This is a genomic window from Blautia sp. OF03-15BH (genome assembly GCF_003463065.1).
Lineage (GTDB): Bacteria > Bacillota > Clostridia > Lachnospirales > Lachnospiraceae > Limivivens.
Genome location: NZ_QSCM01000013.1, coordinates 57,186 through 78,032, shown reverse-complemented (window position 1 = coordinate 78,032; position 20,847 = coordinate 57,186). Strand labels below are relative to the sequence as shown.

The following is a 20,847-nucleotide window of genomic DNA, read 5'->3' as shown; positions in this document are numbered from 1 at the left end:
CACACCGCAGTGCTGTCTATGGATGGCAGTGAAAGATACGCTTTTCGCTGCCGCCGTCTGCAAAGAGAAGTTCACCGGAACAGCTTCATGCAGACGGGCTGACCATGGGAAAAGTTGCAGACATTTTCGCATTGGTCAGCAGAGGTTGCCGCAGCAACCGCACTCCCCCTCGGGAGAGCCCTCGGAGAGCCCACGGCACTTTGCAGCCAGTATGGATGAAAGTGTTATAGTGGGTTATTACACTTTGAAAAAGTGCCTCTCCGCAGCTCCCCGCTGTCTGCAAATTTTAAGGAAAGGACAAAAAATCTATGGCAAGAAATGATGGAATAGACCGCACCGTAGCCCGGAATCAGGACTTACCGACACCGGACGATGTGGCAAAAATACAGGAACACAATGAGCGAGAAAAGGACAGTTACAGCAATCAAGACATTGTGCCGGAACGCACTCCGCTGAATGTTCACTTCAAGACTCCCACCGATGATTATGTGAAAATGTTTGAGCAAATGGAACAGGATGGCGTGATCTCCACCAGAGGTCTGAAACCGGATGCCATCAAATACGGCGAGTTGGTTTTTGATGTGAACTCCGCTTATTTCTACAACCACGGCGGCTATGAATTTGCAAAACAGTTTTATGCTGATGCCTATAAAGCCGCCGTGGAGATCGTAGGCGGTGAGCAGTATATCCTCTCTGCTGTGATGCACGCCGATGAGCACAACCGGGCAATGTCCGAAGCTCTTGGCGAGGATGTGTACCACTATCACCTCCATGTGGTTTATATTCCGGTAGTGGAAAAGCAGATCCTTTGGTCGAAGCGATGTAAGGATGAAGCTCTCCGGGGAACGGTAAAGGAAACGATCACACAAGTCAGCCGAAGTAAGAAATGGGACTCCAAACCGGTGCTTGACGAGGACGGAAATCCCAAGCTCAATGAAAAAGGAAAAAAGATTTTAAGGTCATCCTACAGCGTGTTGCAGGATGACTTTTTTAATTTCATGCGTGCTGCCGGATATACCGATGTGGAGCGTGGAGAGCGTGGCAGCACCGAGGAACATCTGACGGTGACACAGTTTAAGGTGCAGGCGGAACAGCAGCGTTTGGAAGCTGTGACAGGACAGGTGGCACAGGCAGAACAGAGTTTGGAGGATGCTAAAGCTGCTACGGAAAAGCAGAAAAAGAAACTGGAAGCTCTGCAAAAGGAAACCAAGGCAGCAAAGGCCATTGCACTTACGGTGCAGGATATTGAAGCGATGGGCAAGAAAGCCACGTTCGGAAACAATATCACGCTGACACCGGATGAATGCGACACGTTGAAACGCTATGCCACCAACGGCATTCTCTTTCATGCAGAGAATGAGCGATTGAAAGGGAAACTGGAATCTGCTCAAAAGTCTGCATCCATTTGGAAGCAGCGATGTGAAGAAGCGAATAAAAAATATCAAGAGTTGAAGCAAAAAGCCCAGCCTTTCCTGGATGCACTGGAAATTGCATCCGAAAAGGTTCGGGCTTTTATCAATTCCATCCTCGCCAGAGGAAAGGAAACACAGGAACACAAAGCACCTGTCCGTAAGCGTGGACAGGACATGGAAATTTGATGGAGGTAACTGCCTATTGAAGAAATATTATGAGGATGCAAAATATAATGCGGCATTTGTCCGCTGTGTGGATGTTATGAGCCAGATGCTCCAGAAATATGGACATCAGGTTTTGGATAAATTGGAACAGGATGCCCCTCAGAAAGTGGAGCATTCCAAGGAAAGTAATCAAGCACAGCCTTTGACGAATAAGGCTGCGTAAAAATTTACAATTTACACGTTGCGTATTCACTGCGGCTATGCTATAATGATTACGCAACGTGTATTTTTGTTTTTTATGGAGAAAAGACAGATGGATTGTAAGAACAGAATTATCAAGTTGCGGGAAAGCACAGGACTGAACCGGAAAGATTTTTGCAAGCTCGTCCATATCCCTTACCGGACTATGACCGAGTGGGAATTGGACAACCGCCATGCACCGGATTATGTGCTGTGGCTTTTGGAGTATTATATCCGCAACGAGGGACTTATGGTAAAGGAAATGAATGAGGGAGGTGGAGATTCTGAAAAAGAAACAACTTAAATGCTATATTTATACAAGAGTGTCCACCTCTATGCAGGTTGACGGGTACAGCTTGGATGCCCAGCGTGACAAGCTGAGGAAGTATGCGGCATACGAAGATATGGTTATTGCCGGGGAGTATTCTGACGAGGGATTTTCCGGAAAGAATATCCAAGGGCGGCAGGACTTCCAACGGATGCTGAATGACATCCAGGACTGCAAGGACGGCGTTTCCTATGTGCTGGTCTTTAAGCTGTCCCGATTCGGCAGAAATGCGGCGGATGTTCTGAACTCTTTGCAGCTCATGCAGGATTTCGGTGTCAATCTGATCTGCGTGGAGGATGGCATCGACAGTTCAAAGGATGCCGGAAAGCTGATGATTTCCGTGCTGTCTGCGGTGGCAGAAATAGAGCGAGAGAATATCCGCACCCAGACAATGGCAGGACGTGAGCAAAAGGCTCGTGAGGGCAAGTGGAACGGTGGTTTCGCTCCTTATGGCTACAAACTGGAAAACGGAGATTTGGTCATTGCGGAGGATGAAGTGGAAGTAATCCGTGTCATTTATGACCGCTACATTCACACCAACGAGGGCGTTGCCGGGGTTGCTAAATATCTGAACCGCAACGGCTTTATCAAGAAACTGCGGCAGAACAATACCATTCCCGGATTTTCAAGGAACTTCGTGCAGGATGTATTGGACAATCCCGTTTACATGGGAAAGATCGCCTATGGCAGACGCAGGACGGAAAAGAAGCAAGGCACAAGAAATGAGATGCACGTAGTTGAGCAGTCGGAGTTCCCGATTTATGAGGGACAGCACGAAGCCATCATTTCGGAAGAAGATTGGTATCTGGCACAGGAAAAGCGTAAGATCAATTCCTTTAAGCGGGAAAAGGTCAACAATCCAGATCATGCACACATCCTGTCCGGCATTCTGAAATGCCCATGCTGCGGAAAGAGTATGTACGGCAATATCGCCAGGGCTCACAGCAAGGACAAGAAAACGAGGTATTATTACTACTGCAAAAACACGGTAACACCTACCGGACATGAGTGCAGCTTCCGACTGAATATCGAGCAGACGGAGATCAACAAGTTTGTGGCTAAGATTATATCCGCTATGGTCAACAATCCCCGGTTTGTAGAAGCGATTCAGGCGAAAATCGGCTCGGCTGTTGATACAGAGGATATGGAAAAGCAGATCGCCGTCCTGCAAGGACAGTTGAAGCAAGCCTTTGGAACGAAAAGCCGCTTGGAGCGTCAGATGGACACCTTGGACATCAACGATGCCCACTATGACAGAAAGATTTTGGACTTGCAGCGCCGCTATGATGAGCAGTATGATACAATAGAGGATATCGAAGTTCAGATTGGCGAATTGCAAGGTCAAATCCGCAGCATTCAGCAGGAGAAAATCTCCGGTAACAATATCTATCGGCTCTTACTGGCATTTGATGAAGTCTACCATTCCGCAACAGAAGCGGAACAGAAAGAGTTTATGAAAGCCTTTATCGAGCGAATTGAGATGTTCCCGGAGAAAAGGAAAGACGGAAGCTGGATAAGAAAGATTGTGTTCAACTTCCCTGTGCCTGTTGATGGCGAGGAAGTGAAAGAACTTCCCTTGGAAACTGAAACAACTGTCGAGACGGTAATTTTGATGTCAAAGGTGAACCCAGGCAAGTAAAAAATATGTAGTAAATAAAAGGCTTTTCAGAGAGCTATCGTTATTGAGTACGATTGGCTGCTGGAAAGCCTTTCTTTTTATGCTTGAAAATTGCTTTGTGGGAATTGGTCCACAAGACAAGGTTGACACTAGGGAATGTATATCAAGGAAAAATGAACCCTAGGGTTCACCTTATAACGATAACTTTTTCCATAGAAAAGCAGCGACCAGGCGGTATTCATCCGGTCGCTGCTTGTAAATTAACGATAATTCTTGTTGTAGAGTTCTTTGGCGTATGCCTGCATTTTCTTTACGTACTCATATGCCTGGCTCTTTCCCTTTTTCAAGTCGACCTGCTTCAGAGCATTACTGATTTGTGGGTCGTCCATCAGAAGAGAGAAGATTGCTTTAGCTTCTGGGTACTTCAAGGATACCTCGTTGATGAGGTCATCGATCATCATCAGGCTGAGAACTGAGTTTTCCGTGTTAGCATCATCAGCTGGTTCCCAACCGTTGCTATTTGTATCATCGTCGCTATTGTCATTCATAAACTTGTCTAATGAAATATAGCGCGAGAGGTACTGATCCTTTTCTGGACGATTACATCCTTCGCATTTATTGCACTTAGGGCAGCGGATGTATTCTCCCTTGCTATTAAGAATTAAGCACCTCTTTTTGCGAGTCGATTCAAGATATTGATCTTTCTCTTTCCAGAATCCTTCCATGTAGGATTCGACCTGATCCTTAGGGATAGCTGTGAAACCTACAAGAATCTTTCTACCACGAATATTCCAGGTTTCGAAGTTGTCCTCAACGATTCCGTCATTGCGCTTGCGAAAACCGTCCCTTACATCCTGATGGTAATTCTTTAAAACTTCATGTGCTAAGAATGGAACTAATGCCTCATTCTCCTTTGGTGCTGCGCCATTGTAGCTCTTCTTGTTACTGTAATCATAATTTTTCTCTGCCATGTGGCTTTCCTCCTTGGGTTGACGCGGAGGAAATTCCACATGTGCGATACCTGAATATAGTTGGCCATTGCCATAGCGAGTTTCCTCCTATTGGTTTGGCCAGCTTGTCCTATTCAGCTGGTTTGGTTGTTTAGTTGTTCATCAGATTCAGATAGGACCGTTCTTGATCAGGGAACGCATCGTCTGATGATGGGGCTTAACCCTTGATTGCATGATACAGCAAACGTTAAAAATGCCCGTTGAAGAAAATTCAACGGGCTAAGAGGCGAAAAATGGAGCTTTTTTGAAGCTAAAAGACATAATTCTGTATGAAATTGAGATGTAAATGTTGAAGAAAGTTCACCAAAAATATTTTCTAAATTGATAGAACCACGCAAACATACACAAACTTATGCAAATAATTGAAACTTGACACAAAATAATGTATAATAAAAATTGGCATAGTATGTATAGAAAAGGAGAAGCTATGAACACTACCAATAATGAGGAAAAATGGATTGGAACAACTGAAGCAGCTGAGTTCTTAGGAGTAAAGCCAGCTACAATTCGTGATTGGATTCGTAAAGGCAAGGATATTCCGAGAAAGAAAATTGGTAAGGCTTGGAAGTTCAAATATTCTGAACTTGAGGAATGGGCTCGAAGTGGGAAGGCTGCAGATAATTAAACAATTCCGCGACTTAGCGGCAGGAGGTAAAAATGGATGAATAAACAACAATTAGCATCTACTATTTGGCAGTCAGCCAACCAGATGAGATCAAAGATAGAGGCAAACGAATATAAGGACTATATCCTTGGATTTATGTTTTATAAATATCTTTCAGATCGTGAAATTTCTTTCCTGAAAGGGGAAAAATATTCCGACGATGATATCAAAAAAGCAACAGCAGATGATGAGAAACTAGTAAAGCATATTAGTGAGAACATAGGGTATTTTATTGCTTATAATGACTTATTCTCAACATGGCTTTCTAAAGGCGATGATTTTGACGTGTCTGATGTACGAGATGCATTGAGTAATTTTGATATCAATATTGAACCAACATATAAGAAATTATTTGAAAATATTTTTAAGACATTACAGAGCGGCCTTTCAAAACTTGGAGAGACATCAACAAAACAGACAAAATCAATAAAGGCGCTGCTTAAGTTAATTAAAAGGATTCCGATGGATGGAAAGCAAGACTATGATGTTCTGGGATTTATTTACGAGTATCTCATTAGTATGTTTGCTGCCAATGCTGGAAAAAAAGCAGGAGAGTTCTATACTCCGCATGAAGTGTCCGTATTGATGTCTGAAATTGTGGCTAATCACCTTAAAGATAGAGAGCATATTAAAATCTATGATCCTACATCAGGTTCAGGTTCATTACTTATTAATATTGGAGCATCTATGGCTCAATATATCGAAGGCGAGAACAAGATTGATTATTATGCGCAAGAATTGAAGGAGAATACCTATAACTTAACTCGTATGAATTTGGTTATGCGAGGAATTAATCCAGCTAATATCAATGTTAGAAACGGCGATACTTTGGAAGATGACTGGCCATTTTTTGAAACAGATGAAAACAAAGACGAGACATATTCGTTAGTTAAAGTTGATGCAGTAGTTTCAAATCCTCCATATTCACAGAAATGGGATCCAAAGAATAAAGAGTTTGATCCTAGATTTAAAGAATTTGGAGTTGCACCCAAGGCAAAAGCAGATTATGCATTTTTACTTCACGAACTCTATCATTTAGAGGATGATGGAATTATGACTATTGTATTGCCACATGGTGTTTTATTTAGAAGTGGAGAAGAAGAAACAATTAGAAAGACTTTGATTGAACGAAATCATATAGATGCAATTATAGGTTTGCCTGCGAATATTTTCTTTGGAACTGGTATACCTACAATTATTATGGTTTTGAAAAGAACAAGAGCAGATTCAGATGTCTTGATTATTGATGCATCAAAAAAATTTGAGAAAGTTGGAAAAAATAAAAAGTTAAGAGCAAGAGATATTCGAGAAATTGTTGATACCTTGAAGGCTAGAAAATCTGTGACAAAATTTTCAAAATTAGTTACAAAGGAAGACATACGGGAAAATGAATATAATTTGAATATTCCGAGATATGTTGATTCATCTGATGATGAAGAACCATGGGATATCCATTCCATTATGTTTGGCGGAATTCCTAATATGGAAATAGAAGGTCTTCATAAGTATTGGGATGCATTTCCGGGTCTCCGAGAGGAAATTTTTAGTGCTCTTTCAGCTAATTATTCTAGAGTTATAGTAGATGATGTAGAAAGTGTGGTATCTAATTCTGTATCTGTCTCTGATTATATTGCAAAATATCATTATATTTTCAGTGGATTTGGAGAGCATTTAAAGGATTGCTTGATAGAAGATATCCTTGATGTTAATGCACAAAGTCTTAAAGAAGATGTATGTACAGATATTTTTTGTAGAACATCAAATATTAAATTAGTTGATCAATACAAGGCATTTCAGATTCTATCTGAAAATTGGGAGACAATCACTTCTGATTTAGAAATGATCCAGGGAGAGGGATTTGATGCTATATTCCAGGTTGATCCTAACATGGTAGTAAAGAAAAAGAAGGAAGATGAGGATGAGGTAACTGAAGTACAGGAAGGCTGGAAAGGTCATATTTTACCATTTGAGCTTGTACAGGAAGTATTCCACTGCGAACAATTATCTGAAATAAAATCAAATGAAAATAGATTAGTGGAAATTGATGGCTACTATACTGAAATACTAGAGTCACTCGAAGAGGATGAACTTGAACTGCAGATTACAAATGAGGACAAGAATGCCTTCGTCGGAAAAGAAGTAAAGGCATATGTTGTAGAGGCGTTGGCTGATGTTGAAAGCCCTGAAATCAATGCATTGAAGGACTATTTAAAGATTTCATCTAAGAAAGAAAAACTTGCTTATATTGAAGAAAGAAAAGTGGTTGATTGGAACACAATGGCTGCAAATAAGGACGGTACATTTGGAAAACCTGCAGTAAATGCAAGAATTTTACAATTGCAGATGGATTATGAATTTCCAGAAGAATCATTAGAAGCAAAAATGAAAAGAGTTATGCTTTTAATGGAAGAAGAAAGCGAATTGAAGAAAGTAATCAAGGCACAGAAGATCGAACTAGAAGCTGCAACCATAGAAACAATAAAAAATCTCGATGAAGAAGATGCACTTCGCCTGCTAGAGTTGAAGTGGATTGAGCCTATTGTATCCGGATTAGGAACTTTGCCAGATGATGTAATTACAGCATTGGTTTCAGAAGTTGAAAATTTGAATTCAAAATATGCAACTACATATAGTGATATTGAGGTAAAGAAAGAATCAGCAGCTGGTTCTCTTATTCAGATGATTGATGGTTTATCTGGTAGCAAAGATGATCTTGATGGTCTAGCAGAATTTAAGAAGTATATGGGGTAAAAAATGAAAAAGAATAATAAAACACCTAAACTTCGTTTTTCTGGATATACTGACGATTGGGAACAGCGTAAGTTGGGGGAAATTCTTAAAGAGCGAACTGAAAGAGCACACGGAGATGAAGAATTATTGTCAGTAACAATTGGAAACGGCGTTATTAGACAAATCGATTCAGATAAGAGGAATATTGCTTCTGAAGATAAGAGTAACTACAAGGTCGTTAAGAAGGGAGATATTCCATATAATTCAATGCGAATGTGGCAAGGTGCTGTGGGAAACTCTGAATATGATGGAATTGTAAGCCCTGCATATACTGTACTTACGCCAACTAGTGATGCTAATGGCAAATTTTTTATGGAGTTATTTAAAAAGGAATCTACATTACAAATATTCCAAAGATGGTCACAGGGACTGACTTCTGATACATGGAATCTAAAATATCCTGTTCTATCCTCGATACAATTTGATATTCCATCAGTTGAAGAGCAAACAGAAATTGCAAGATATTTTTCTACTCTTGACAGCCTTATCACCCTTCATCAGCGTAAGCTTGAGAAGTTACAGAACATGAAGAAATCATGCTTGCAAAAGATGTTCCCTAAGGATGGTGCTACTGTTCCTGAAATAAGATTTTCTGAATTCCAGGAAGATTGGGAGGAACGAACACTTGGTTCGTGCTTTGATGAGCGATTAGAAAGCTTACCAGACGGAGAATTACTATCAGTTACAATTGGTTCAGGAATAAAGAAGTTTTCTGAACTAGATCGCCACGACAATTCAAATACTGACAAATCTAAATACAAAAGAGTTTGTATTGGTGATATTGCTTATAACTCAATGAGAATGTGGCAAGGAGCAAGTGGGCGTTCACCATACGAAGGTATTGTAAGTCCTGCATACACTGTAGTAAAGCCAATAGGAGATATAGACACTCAGTTCTTTGCTTATATGTTTAAGAAGAAAGAGATAATTCATCTTTTTGAAATTAACTCACAAGGACTAACATCAGACACTTGGAACTTAAAATATCCAGCATTCAGTAAAATTGTGGTTAAAGTTCCTAGGAATGTGGAAGAGCAAAGTAGGATTGCTAGATTTTTGTTGGAGCTCGATGAGCTCATTTCATGTACTGAGCAAGAAATTGAGATTACGAAAAGAATGAAAAAAGGATGTCTTCAGAAGATGTTCGTATAAGGAGGGATAGACTTGTCAGATATTATTTTTAATGAAGAAAAGGACTTTGAAGAAGCTGTCATAAAAGCCCTCATCGAGCATGGATGGGAATCGGATGTTATTAGATATCCATCTGAAGAAGATTTAATTCAGAATTGGGCGAACATATTATTCAATAATAATAAGCAGGGAACGCGATTGAATGATCAGCCATTAACTTCCGGAGAGATGGCTCAGATTTTAGACCAGGTAAGAAATCTACAATCGCCAATGGCTCTAAATGAGTTTATTAATGGGCGTAGTATATCTATTACTCGTGACAACCCAGATGATCCTCTTCACCTAGGTAAGGAAATTTCTTTAAAGATTTATGATCGTCAGGAAATCGCGTTAGGACAGAGCAGATATCAGATAGTTCAGCAGCCAAAGTTTAAAACAAAGTCACCTATTCTCAATAGCAGAAGAGGCGACCTGATGTTATTGATTAATGGTATGCCAGTCATTCACCTGGAACTGAAACGTAGCGGAATTCCAGTTAGTGAGGCATATAATCAGATAGAAAAATATTCACATGAAGGTGTATTTAGAGGTATTTTTTCTCTAGTACAGATCTTTGTGGCAATGCAACCTAAGGAATCTGTATATTTTGCAAATCCAGGAGAAAAAGGCGTGTTCAATAAGGCTTTTTATTTCCACTGGGCTGATTTCAATAACTATCCTATAAATGAATGGTATACGTTCATTAAAAAGTTTTTGTCTATACCAATGGCACATATGTTAATTGGCTTCTATACAATCGCAGATACTGATGAAGGTCTTTTAAAAGTAATGAGAAGTTATCAGTATTATGCTGCAGTTGGTATTGCTAATATTGTTGCGGAGAAAAAGAGCCACTGGGATGATAAAAAGCAGCTTGGTGGTCATGTGTGGCATACAACTGGAAGTGGAAAAACCATGACTAGTTTTAAAGCTGCTCAGCTCGTTGCTGCTAATCATGATGCAGATAAAGTGGTTTTTCTGGTTGATAGAAAAGAATTAGGAATACAGTCACTTAAGGAGTACCGTTCATTTGCTACAGGAACAGAATCTGTTCAGGCAACGGAAAATACAGATATTTTAATGTCTAAATTAAAAAGCCCAGATTCTGATAATACCTTGATTGTTACATCAATCCAGAAGTTGAGTAATATCGCAAGGGAAGACGTGGTTAATATAGAAGCAGATTTAAAAATTGTTCAGCGTAAGAGAATGGTTATTATCATTGATGAGTGCCACCGTTCTACGTTTGGAGATATGCTTGTAGATATAAAAAACACGTTCAAAAATGCATTGATCTTTGGATTTACTGGAACACCTATTCAAGACTTAAATGCAAAAAAAGACAGTACAACGCCGACAATATTTGGTGATGAGATTCATAGATATACTCTAGGTGATGGAATCAGGGATAAAAATGTTCTTGGCTTCGATCCATATATGGTGCGCATTTATGACGATGCTGATCTGCGAGAGAAGGTTGCACTCAGTAAAGCCAAAGCAAAAGACCCAGAGGATGCTTTTAGCGATCCTAAAAAGGAAAAAGTGTATCTCAAATACATGGATTCATCTCAAATCAAGATGTACGGAGAACTGGTAAATGGAAAATATGTAAAAGGTATAGAAGATTTTGTACCTAATGAGCAGTACCAGACAGATGAGTATGTGGACGGCGTAATACAAGATATAAAAAAGAAATGGACGCTATACAGTAGAAATAGAAAGTTTCATGCTATTTTTGCGACCAGCAGTATTCCAGAAGCAGTTAAATATTATAGATTGATGGTCAAGGCTTTTCCTGGTTTATTCATCACCGCAATGTTTGATCCTACTATCGATAATGAAGGTGGTGGAAGTTTAGAGAAGGAAGATGGAATTGTTGAAATCTTGGAAGCTTATAATAAGCACTTCAATCAGAAGTATACAATTCCAACGTATGATAAATTTCGTAAGGAAGTCAGCCTAAGATTGGGCCATAAAAAACCTTTTGATAGCTTTGGTAAGGATGAGCAAATTGATATTCTTATTGTAGTGAATCAAATGCTTACAGGATTTGATTCCAAGTTTGTAAATACATTATATCTGGATAAGATGATGGAGTATGAAAACCTTATTCAGGCTTTTTCACGTACAAACAGACTTTACAATATGGCTGAGAAGCCTTTTGGAATTATCAAATACTATCGTAGACCAAATACAATGGAGAAGAATATTGAAGCGGCTGTAAAGGCATATTCAGGTGATGTTCCTACAGGATTGTTTGTTGATAAATTGCCTAACAATCTAAGGAATATGAATGTTCTTTTCCAAAGTATAGAACAGATATTCAAAAATGCAGGTATTGTTAATTTTGAAAAGTTGCCTGCTGATAATGCAGCGATAGGAAAGTTTGCAAAAGAATTTAATAAATTTGTGAATCATCTTGAAGCGGCTATTATACAAGGGTTTACTTGGAGAAAGAATTCTTATCCGGATGAGGATCAGAATGAAGATGCTATAAAAATGCTAATCGATGAACAGACATACCTGACATTATTAGCTAGATATAAAGAGATAACTCGTGGTGGCGGTGGTGGAGCCGGTGGAGATGTTCCGTATGAAATAGATGTTCATATTACAGAATATGATACCGGTAAGATCGATGCTAATTACATGAATTCTAATTTTGATAAGTATGTCAAGTTGATTCAAGGTGATAGTGATCCAGGAGTTGTCGATACGGCACTGAAGGAATTACATAGATCATTTTCGATGCTTTCACAGGAAGAACAACGATATGCGGAAAGATTTATTCATGCAGTAGAAAGTGGTCAGGCAAAATTAGTTCCAGGCAAAACGTTTAGAGATTATATTACTGATTATATGAAGGCAGATGAGCAAGCACGAATTAATCGTGTTGTCAGACGACTTGGATGCTATTATGCTCTACTTAAGGAATTGTTAGATCGTCATGCGACACCAAGTAATATTGATGATCGTGGTACATTTACTGAATTAAAAAAATCAGTCAATAAATCAAAGGCAGAAAAATTCTTTAGGTTAGTATTTAAGGATGACTATGTTCCTTTACGCCTTCCGATTTACAGTGAGGATTATTTGCGTGATTTTATTTTCTCAGGGGGAAAAGATCCGTATTTAAATGTGATTGAAGTAGAACAGACTTCTGCATATACACCTGATGATGCTAGAGAATACAATAAACCTAAAGTGGTAGTTGTTAAGCTCACAGATAATGATTATGTCGGTAGAGAGATAAGAACTTCGGTCAGCTACAAGACCTTAGAAAACTGGTATTCAGAAAGCAAAGCTGTAAAAAGTGTTATTGAGTCAGAATGTTTTGCGTATGTGGAAGATAAACTTTGCGTTGCTACATCGGAATGCTTGGAACGTACTGATGACGGAAAAATAAGATTAACTGAATATGCAAAGACACATGAAGAAGAATGTTTCTTACAATTCATTGTGGATGAAAAAGATGGAACATTGCATTATGTGAAACTTCCAAAATCAAAGGCGGATGAAGCATTTAATTATAATGACGCTATAACAGAGGATTTGTTATCTCAGTATGGGCTAGTAAATGAAATGTCAAAAGAGATGTTAAATGCAATTGACGGTGAAGAATTTGGACCAGCACTTGATATCCTGATGGATAAACATATCTGTAATTATACAGCAAGACTTTTAAGAAGTATTACAGGTTTGGATAACAGAACAATAAGTAACATGAAGAAGGGTGAAAACCTTACTAAGTCAAATGTGATATCTGCGTGTTTAGGCATACATATTCCATTTAGAGTTAGTAACCATATGCTTAGTCTTGCTGATTTGACGTTGAATATGACTTCCAAAGGTCAAGTGGGCGATGACAATGAAACGTATGATATGCTTCTTCATTTAAGATGGACGACTGATTATGATGATATTTATGAAGAATTGAAAGTTCAATCAAAAGATCATTTAATTCACCATCCGCCAGTAAAAAAGTAGAAAATCAACGATGAACAGGAGGTATCGTGAAAATGCAATACGATTGGATAGATTTTTATACAGAGTTTGCTACTAAGCTTCTTCCTTTCAAAACTGATAGAAAGGCTCTTATTAAGAAAATATATGCGGTGTATGACACTGTTGGAATTAGCGTTTCGAAACTTGAAAGTGGTGATGCGATTATTGATATTGATCCGTTTACCATCTTTGGCACATTCAACAAGGGAATAACAAATGCTAATAGAATTGCTATTCTTAACGGGATAGCGTCAGAGTTTGGAATTGCTGCAACTGTGCCGAGCAATTTTGATGGAATTCCGGTTCTTAATAATCTGAAGGCTACGTTTTATGGATTTAAGGATGATAGAAAAGCAAATGATATTGATAACTTGTGGAGTTTGTTTGAGGTAGCTCTTGCATTGGCTGACAATGACACAGAAGATAACCGTCAGAAATTCTCCGAGGCTTATGACAAGGTGCATGATCAGCTTTGCATTCGCTGGAATATTACGATGGGCCTTTATTGGATTCGTCCTTATACATTTATCAACTTGGATTCCAGAAATCGTTGGTTTATAGCAGATGCCCAGAATATGCCTGGCGAGTTTGTTGTCGCAGCCGAGAAGAAACTTAAGAAAGTGCCGTATGCTGCAGATTATCTTGAAATAAAGAATTTGTGTAAGAAAGTTCTGGATGCAGGTGAATATGAATACAAGAACTTTCCTGATTTATCCTATACGGCCTGGGAGATCTCTGAACAAGTCAATCAGGAAAAGGCTGCTGAAAAAGGCAAAAAGACTTCAAAAGCGGAATTTCTTAAGTGGTTTAAACCATTGCTACAGGCGTTACGCGATTTAGGAGGATCTGCGACACCGGTAGAAGCGAGAAAGAAAATTATAGAAAACGAGCATTTGTCGGATGAGATAGTAAGCGAAACCAGAGGGAAAACGAAGGTTAACAAATTTGAAAATGAAGTTGCTTTCGCTAGAAACTATCTCGTTGGAGCGGGATATATTGATAAAAGCGTAAGAGGTGTGTGGACACTTACTGAAGCAGGCAAGTCAGTAGAATTAACAGCGGAGATGGCATCGGATATTTTCAAAAAAGGTGTCTCTGATGCAAAGAGTAAGAAAACGAATGATAGCGATGCTCTTGCAGATAGTGATGTCGATACAGTTCATTACTGGATTTATGCTCCAGGACAAAACGCTGATAAATGGGAAGAGTGTTATAAGAATGGTTATATGCTACTGGGCTGGGGCGAGATTGGAGATCTTGGAGTATTCAGCTCTAAGGATGAAATGAAGCAGCAGATGAAGAAAGAATACGGTGATAGCAGTTCCTATAAGAATTCAGCTCATGCTACTTGGCAGTTTGTACATGATATTAAGATTGGCGACGTGGTATACGTTAAAAAAGGCAATAATGGAATTCTTGGCAAAGGAATTGTTGAGTCTGATTATGAATATGATGCAGATCGCACAGATGAATATTCCAATGTTAGAAAAGTAAATTGGACGAACAAGGGCGATTGGACAATTAATCATCAGTCTCCTCAGAAGACTCTGACCGATATCACGCCATATAGTGACTTCGTACAAGAAATTAAGGCTTTGTTTGAGGAAGACGATATTGCAGATGATGAGCAAGAAATTGCCTATCCGGAGTACATAGCAGAAAATTTCCTGGATGATGTGTACATGTCTGAAGATAATTATATCAGATTAGTTGGCTTGCTTAGAAATAAGAAAAATATTATCTTGCAGGGTGCACCAGGAGTAGGAAAAACATATGCTGCTAAGCGCTTGGCTTATTCTATGATGGGTGTAAAAGATGTAGAGCGTGTCATGATGGTACAGTTCCATCAGAGTTATTCCTATGAAGATTTTATTATGGGCTTTCGTCCATCTGCTACAGGATTTGAACTGAAGAAGGGGGCATTCTACAATTTTTGCAAGAAGGCCGAGGTAGATAGTGATAATGAGTATTTCTTTATTATAGATGAAATCAATCGCGGCAATCTTAGTAAGATCTTTGGCGAGCTGTTTATGCTGATTGAAAATGATAAGCGAGGAAATGCGCTACAGCTTCTGTATTCGGATGAAAAGTTTGCAGTGCCGAAGAATGTCTATATTATTGGCATGATGAATACTGCAGACAGAAGCCTGGCTATGCTGGATTATGCACTTCGTAGAAGGTTTGCTTTCTTTGATATCAAGCCGGGTTTTGAGACTCCGGGGTTCCGTGAGTACCGCATGGCATTAGATAATGAGAAGTTCAACAAACTGATCAGTTGCGTCGAGAGTTTGAATAGAGAGATTTCCGTTGATGAATCTCTGGGCGAAGGGTTCTGTATTGGTCACAGCTACTTCTGTAATTTACAGCCTGATACAATTGACGATAGTTGGCTTTATGGTGTTGTGGAATATGAGCTGATACCTTTATTGAAAGAATACTGGTTTGATGAACCTATGAAGGTGAAAGATTGGAGCGAAAATCTAAGGAGTACGATTAAGTGATACCGATTCAAAACATCTATTATATGCTGTCGTATGCCTTCAAAGTTCTGAATGAACAGGGATACAAAAGAATAGCTACTGAAGAATTTAATAATACTGCAGAGCTGATGGCAGCAATATTGGCAAAAGGTATTGCTGTCCAGCTAAAACGTGGGCTTGGAAAAGAATACATTTCTCAAACTGAAGAGTTGTCGTCGCTTCGTGGCAAAATTGATATTGCGGAGTCGATAAAGATACAAAGTATGCATAGAAAAAAGTTGATTTGTACATACGATGATTTTTCTGTTAATAGCACAATGAATCGTGTTATCAAATCAACAGTGGAACTTCTTCTAAAAGCAGATATTGCAAAAAGTAGAAAAAAGGAACTCCGCAAACTAATGGTATTCTTTGCGGATGTAACACCGATTGACTTGTATTCTGTGAACTGGAATTTGCAATATAACAGGAACAATCAATCCTATCAGATGCTGATTTCTATATGTTATTTGGTAGTGAAAGGTTTGCTCCAAACAAACACGGATGGAACTACAAAGATGATGGATTTTCTTGATGAGCAGAGAATGTGTCGTTTGTATGAGAAGTTCATTCTCGAATATTATAAAAAGCATTATCCGAAATTAACCGTTAGTGCTTCACAGATACCGTGGTCTTTAGATGATGGTATTGGAGATATGCTTCCAGTAATGCAGAGCGATATTCACCTTCAAAAAGAAAATACAGTATTGATTATTGATGCCAAGTATTATACTAATACAACACAGGTTCAGTTTGATAAACATACTTTGCATTCAAATAATATGTATCAGATATTTACTTATGTAAAAAATCGTGAATATCAATTTGGAGATGAGGATAACAAGGTTTCTGGAATGCTTCTGTATGCAAAAACTGAGGAAGAGATCCAGCCGGATAATGTTTTCCAAATGCATGGTAATCAGATTAGCGTTAAAACGTTGGACCTGAATAAACCATTTGATGAGATTGCAAAACAGTTAGATGAAATTGCAATAGCGCATTTTGTTGGTATTGAGAATGCGGTATAGTGGAGGAACAATGACAAATAAAGAAAAAGCACAGATGATTCAGTCGGTCATTGATCATCCAAGAACGGAAAGAACTTATTATGGATTGTTTGAAGATCTGGGTGACCTTAAGGGAAACTATGCGGATTATATGACAACAGAACCGATCAATTGTAATGAGGAATTGCAGCGTGTGGCAAATGCAGATTATGAATTATGTACTGCACTGCTGACTGCGATTTTAAGAGAAGATCATTTTAGTGTAATTAAAAAAAGAAGCCAGCTCCGGAAGGGTGAGAGTTGCGTAATGAAGCTCAATATATTTCAGTATAATAATAATATTTTTTTCCTGCTTTTTTCCTGCCCGGTTTGGTACGATCATGTTTTTTTCATGGTTTCTGAGAAGGCAGATAAAGAAGATTTCCAGCAGGGCATTGATCATAGAAGGGCTGTATCGTTTTTGTGCCCGGTATTCCTTCAGGATTTTCTTGAATAAATTTACAAGCTGAGGGTTTTTTCCGGATTTAAAATATAAATAAAACTGAGAGCCTGGTGCATAGCCATATTACAGTCAGACATCAGTGGAAGAAGATTCTGGTGGATGGTATGGGCTAATTTTTCCTGATTGGATGGCTTGGAATAGTAAGCGGATATTTTTAAAGTGATTGTGTCAATTTATAATCAATTTCTATTCAATGTGATTTTCCGGCAGGTTCTGTAAAATAAGCTCAGATCAAAACAATGATGGGAGGAGCTTATGCAACAGAATATTGAATTTGAGCGGTGCAGTGATTTTCTGGTACGGATGATTGATAAGTACGGCGAAGAAGTCCTCCGGGAGTTGGAGGAAGAAAAACAGAATAAACAAGAAAAAGAAGCGGCAGTTTCCTGAAATACAAAATGTAAATCAGACTGTCGCTTTTTTGAGAAATTATTCGGCTGTGTTATCTTTTACTTCTGCAAGCATATAAGGACTGTATTTACTTTTACGCTTAAATACAATATAATTTAAGCACAAAAGCAAATATCAAGGATAAGGAGGACAACTATGTCAATATCAGATATTTTGGAATCGCTAATTGAAAAAGACAATGGATATTTGATTACATCGAAGGCCGTTGAATCAGGTGTATCAAAGCCATCTGTCTCAAAATACGTCAGAGAGCATGATATGGAAAAAGTGGCACACGGCATTTATATCTTAGATAATGTGTGGCCAGATGAGTTGTTTGTACTCCAGCAACGAAATAAGAATATTATTTATTCGGGCGAGACCGCCCTTTATTTGCATGGTCTTATCGACAGAGAATACAGTCATATTTGTTTCACTGTTCCTACCGGGTATAATGCAACACATATCAAAAAGAAAAACAAAGAAGTTCGTTACGCAAACCCAGAGATTCTTGATATGGGAACCTGTGAAATCCCGTCAAGCAGCGGTAATTTGGTTAAAGTATATGACAAGGAAAGATGTATTTGTGATTTGATTAAAAATCGAAAGAAATATGAAATTCAGTTATATCAGACAGCAATCAAGGAATATATGTCCTCGAAGGAAAAGAATCTTTCAAGATTGATTGAGTATGCGGTTAAACTTGGAGTAAGGGATGAAGTGATGATGTATGTGGAGGTAATGATATGATTCATACAGCGAAACAACTTAAAGACAAAGTAAAAAACATGTCCGGCGGGAATAGTGAAGTTGCGCAAGCACTAATTAGAACATATTTTATGGAAAGGTTCTTAGAAAGAGTTTCTGTTTCTGAATACAGGAATAATTTTATTTTGAAAGGCGGAATGCTTGTTGCTTCTATTGTTGGCGTAGACATGAGAGCTACAATGGATATCGATACCACTGTGAAAGCATTACCTCTTAATGAGAAGGATGCTAGAGCAATCATTGAGAGAATCGGTGAGCTTCAGCTTGAAGATGGGGTAAACTTTAAGATTACATCAGTAAAAGAAATCATGGAAGAATTTGATTATCCTGGCATTAGGATGATGATAGAAGCTAATCTGGAACGAATGAGACAACCTTTTAAGATCGATATTTCTACGGATGATGCAATCACGCCAGGTGCAGTGGAGTATAAATACAAGCTTATGTTTGAAGACAGATCAATTTCAGTTTTGTCGTATAATCTTGAAACTCTTCTTGCAGAAAAGATGCAGACGATTTTGGCAAGAGGACTTGCAAATACCAGAATGAGGGATTTTTATGATGTATATGAGATTATGAATTCAAAGGCTGATCAGATAAGCTTTGATGTTTTGAAAAAGGCATTTGCGGCTACTTGCATGAAGCGTGAAACTTCTTTTGGCGAGGAGGAAATGAGAGAAACTTTAGACAAGATTAAAAATGATTTTGGACTCGACGAAATGTGGAATCATTTTAAGCGTGTAAACTATTTTGTTGATGATCTTTCGTGGGGAGAAGTATCGGAAACAATAGTAGATAATATTGAAAAAATTTCTTTTTTTTAGCGACCAGGTTTCCTGGATCAGTGATGAAAAGGGAATAAAAATAAAAGACAGGAACAAGTTTTGAAGAAATACCTATTGTTTTAGAGGATTTTCTATTGAAGAATTTTAATATTTAAGAGTTTGTTTTTTTCTTTTTGACATTAAAGCTAAGATTTTCTGTGGGTTCGTTAACTGACGTCCGGGAAGTGTCTGCTTTGGTGTGCGGTCACGGTCGGCTTCGTCAATTGTTGCGACAAAACGCTTTACGCTGTTTGGATTGGATACGACAAAATTATGAGTAATACTTGAAGTAGCCATACTAACACCTCCTCTTTTTCTAGCTTTTGTGTATTTATAGTATATGTAATGTGTGATAAAAATACAATATCGAAAACAAAAATAATTTTTAAATAATATTTAAGCCGGACATTTATTAGACGCTTCCGGTAAGCGAACAATATTTTCGAGCCAATCATTTATAAGTCGCCAATGGTGGGCAGACAATATATTTTGATAACAGAAATGCTCTGTATCTAACTTAATTATACGATTGACAGAGAAGTCGTCAATAAGAAAAATAAGTATTGAAAATAGCTGGAACGAGTACAAAAATAAGGTTGGGACACAAAATGAAGGTTACATTAAAAAATAGTAAGAATTGTAGGTGGAAGGTTTGAACATAGAAGCATATGATGCAGATTTATTGAGAAAGATGGTTGGGTTGCTTAAATATGAGAACAAGATATTAAAAGATAAATTGAAGAAAGCAGGCATTTCCTATGAAGAGGTGAATCCTTTTGAAGAAAAAATAGAAAGTGCAGAAGAATATGACCTGGATCAAGGGGATCGTATTGTAAATCCACCGTATATTACAGAGAAAATGGCAATACGTTTCTTTTCTATGTTTTGGGGAAGAGAAGATGTATATGCCAGAAGAGGAAAGAACGGGGGCTATTGCAATGGTATTTTCAATCACACATCATTGTATCAATACCATCATGGAAAGCTGCTCCTTCATCTGATATTGCCATTTGAGAAAAGACCAAAGGGCAATCAACCGGGAGAGTATCTGCGTTATTATCGGCTACGAAATAATCTTACAACCAGACAACTTGCCGAGCAGGTAGGCATTGTGTTCCGGCAACTCTGCTGAAATATGAACAGGGGATTACTCCGATACCATATGATACCGCTGTGAGACTCTCAGAACGGCTGAAAATTGATGAGGAACTTCTCTGTGATTCATTTGCTGCGTTCATTGCATCGCCTTATACAGAGGCTTTGAAGGCAATCAGAGAAGAATTAAAACTGAATCAGCGTGAGTTTGCCGAGCTTGTTGGCTTGAAAGCAAGCTACTGCTATCAGATGGAAAAAGGAAATCGCAGACCTTCCAGAAAAGTCTATCAGCAAATTATGGATGCCGTAAATGAAAAGCAATCGACAAACTTCATATAAG

Annotated in this window: 18 protein-coding genes; 16 read left to right on the top strand and 2 right to left on the bottom strand. The window is 38.5% G+C overall.

The window, feature by feature from the left end; translation table 11 throughout:
- The first annotated feature begins 308 nt into the window (after positions 1-308).
- From DXA57_RS12990 to DXA57_RS12975, 4 genes are all read left to right on the top strand, one after another.
- On the top strand, positions 309-1,598 hold the full coding sequence (locus DXA57_RS12990) for a plasmid recombination protein (RefSeq protein ID WP_117767768.1): 1,290 nt from the start codon (positions 309-311) through the stop codon (positions 1,596-1,598).
- Positions 1,599-1,614: 16 nt separating this feature from the next.
- On the top strand, positions 1,615-1,800 hold the full coding sequence (locus DXA57_RS12985) for a hypothetical protein (RefSeq protein ID WP_055303624.1): 186 nt from the start codon (positions 1,615-1,617) through the stop codon (positions 1,798-1,800).
- 90 nt (positions 1,801-1,890) lie between these two features.
- Positions 1,891-2,121, top strand: coding sequence for a helix-turn-helix domain-containing protein (locus DXA57_RS12980; protein WP_055303625.1), 231 nt, complete (start codon positions 1,891-1,893; stop codon positions 2,119-2,121).
- Entirely contained in the window at positions 2,102-3,784 is a 1,683-nt protein-coding gene (locus DXA57_RS12975) for a recombinase family protein (RefSeq protein WP_334294769.1), read from the top strand. The genes DXA57_RS12980 and DXA57_RS12975 overlap by 20 nt, the downstream gene beginning before the upstream one ends.
- 239 nt (positions 3,785-4,023) lie before the next feature.
- Here DXA57_RS12975 and DXA57_RS12970 read toward each other — a convergent pair whose 3' ends face one another.
- Entirely contained in the window at positions 4,024-4,734 is a 711-nt protein-coding gene (locus tag DXA57_RS12970; RefSeq protein ID WP_117767766.1) for a hypothetical protein, read from the bottom strand.
- Between the two features lie 466 nt (positions 4,735-5,200).
- Here DXA57_RS12970 and DXA57_RS12965 point away from each other — a divergent pair, with 466 nt between their 5' ends.
- The 10 genes from DXA57_RS12965 to DXA57_RS12925 all read left to right on the top strand — a co-directional run bounded on the left by DXA57_RS12965 (position 5,201) and on the right by DXA57_RS12925 (position 19,412).
- The gene (locus DXA57_RS12965) at positions 5,201-5,398 is read left to right on the top strand and encodes a helix-turn-helix domain-containing protein (RefSeq protein ID WP_117767765.1); all 198 of its coding nucleotides are present in this window, start codon (positions 5,201-5,203) and stop codon (positions 5,396-5,398) included.
- A gap of 36 nt (positions 5,399-5,434) precedes the next feature.
- The gene (locus tag DXA57_RS12960) at positions 5,435-8,188 is read left to right on the top strand and encodes a type I restriction-modification system subunit M (protein ID WP_117767764.1); all 2,754 of its coding nucleotides are present in this window, start codon (positions 5,435-5,437) and stop codon (positions 8,186-8,188) included.
- Positions 8,189-8,191: 3 nt separating this feature from the next.
- A complete protein-coding gene (locus tag DXA57_RS12955) occupies positions 8,192-9,379 on the top strand; it encodes a restriction endonuclease subunit S (RefSeq protein WP_117767763.1) in 1,188 nt (395 codons plus the stop codon).
- A 12-nt stretch (positions 9,380-9,391) separates the two neighbouring features.
- Positions 9,392-13,384, top strand: coding sequence for a type I restriction endonuclease subunit R (locus DXA57_RS12950; RefSeq protein WP_243005798.1), 3,993 nt, complete (start codon positions 9,392-9,394; stop codon positions 13,382-13,384).
- Between the two features lie 32 nt (positions 13,385-13,416).
- On the top strand, positions 13,417-15,903 hold the full coding sequence (locus DXA57_RS12945) for an AAA family ATPase (RefSeq protein ID WP_117767762.1): 2,487 nt from the start codon (positions 13,417-13,419) through the stop codon (positions 15,901-15,903).
- Positions 15,900-16,949: a 5-methylcytosine-specific restriction endonuclease system specificity protein McrC gene (gene mcrC, locus DXA57_RS12940; protein ID WP_117767761.1), complete on the top strand. Its 1,050-nt coding sequence runs from the start codon at positions 15,900-15,902 to the stop codon at positions 16,947-16,949. The genes DXA57_RS12945 and mcrC overlap by 4 nt, the downstream gene beginning before the upstream one ends.
- A gap of 10 nt (positions 16,950-16,959) precedes the next feature.
- Complete coding sequence (locus DXA57_RS12935; protein WP_117767760.1) at positions 16,960-17,424, top strand: hypothetical protein; 465 nt, start codon at positions 16,960-16,962, stop codon at positions 17,422-17,424.
- Between the two features lie 261 nt (positions 17,425-17,685).
- A complete protein-coding gene (locus tag DXA57_RS17630) occupies positions 17,686-17,820 on the top strand; it encodes a hypothetical protein (protein ID WP_278309149.1) in 135 nt (44 codons plus the stop codon).
- A 156-nt stretch (positions 17,821-17,976) separates the two neighbouring features.
- On the top strand, positions 17,977-18,570 hold the full coding sequence (locus DXA57_RS12930; RefSeq protein ID WP_117767759.1) for a type IV toxin-antitoxin system AbiEi family antitoxin domain-containing protein: 594 nt from the start codon (positions 17,977-17,979) through the stop codon (positions 18,568-18,570).
- On the top strand, positions 18,567-19,412 hold the full coding sequence (locus DXA57_RS12925) for a nucleotidyl transferase AbiEii/AbiGii toxin family protein (RefSeq protein WP_117767758.1): 846 nt from the start codon (positions 18,567-18,569) through the stop codon (positions 19,410-19,412). The genes DXA57_RS12930 and DXA57_RS12925 overlap by 4 nt, the downstream gene beginning before the upstream one ends.
- 105 nt (positions 19,413-19,517) lie before the next feature.
- Here DXA57_RS12925 and DXA57_RS12920 read toward each other — a convergent pair whose 3' ends face one another.
- Positions 19,518-19,709 (bottom strand): hypothetical protein, encoded by a 192-nt coding sequence (locus tag DXA57_RS12920; RefSeq protein ID WP_117767757.1) that lies wholly within the window; start codon positions 19,707-19,709, stop codon positions 19,518-19,520.
- A 355-nt stretch (positions 19,710-20,064) separates the two neighbouring features.
- Here DXA57_RS12920 and DXA57_RS17530 point away from each other — a divergent pair, with 355 nt between their 5' ends.
- Complete coding sequence (locus DXA57_RS17530; protein WP_243005797.1) at positions 20,065-20,544, top strand: hypothetical protein; 480 nt, start codon at positions 20,065-20,067, stop codon at positions 20,542-20,544.
- Positions 20,545-20,585: 41 nt separating this feature from the next.
- A complete protein-coding gene (locus DXA57_RS17330; protein ID WP_199612735.1) occupies positions 20,586-20,846 on the top strand; it encodes a helix-turn-helix domain-containing protein in 261 nt (86 codons plus the stop codon).
- The last annotated feature ends 1 nt before the right edge of the window (position 20,847 follow it).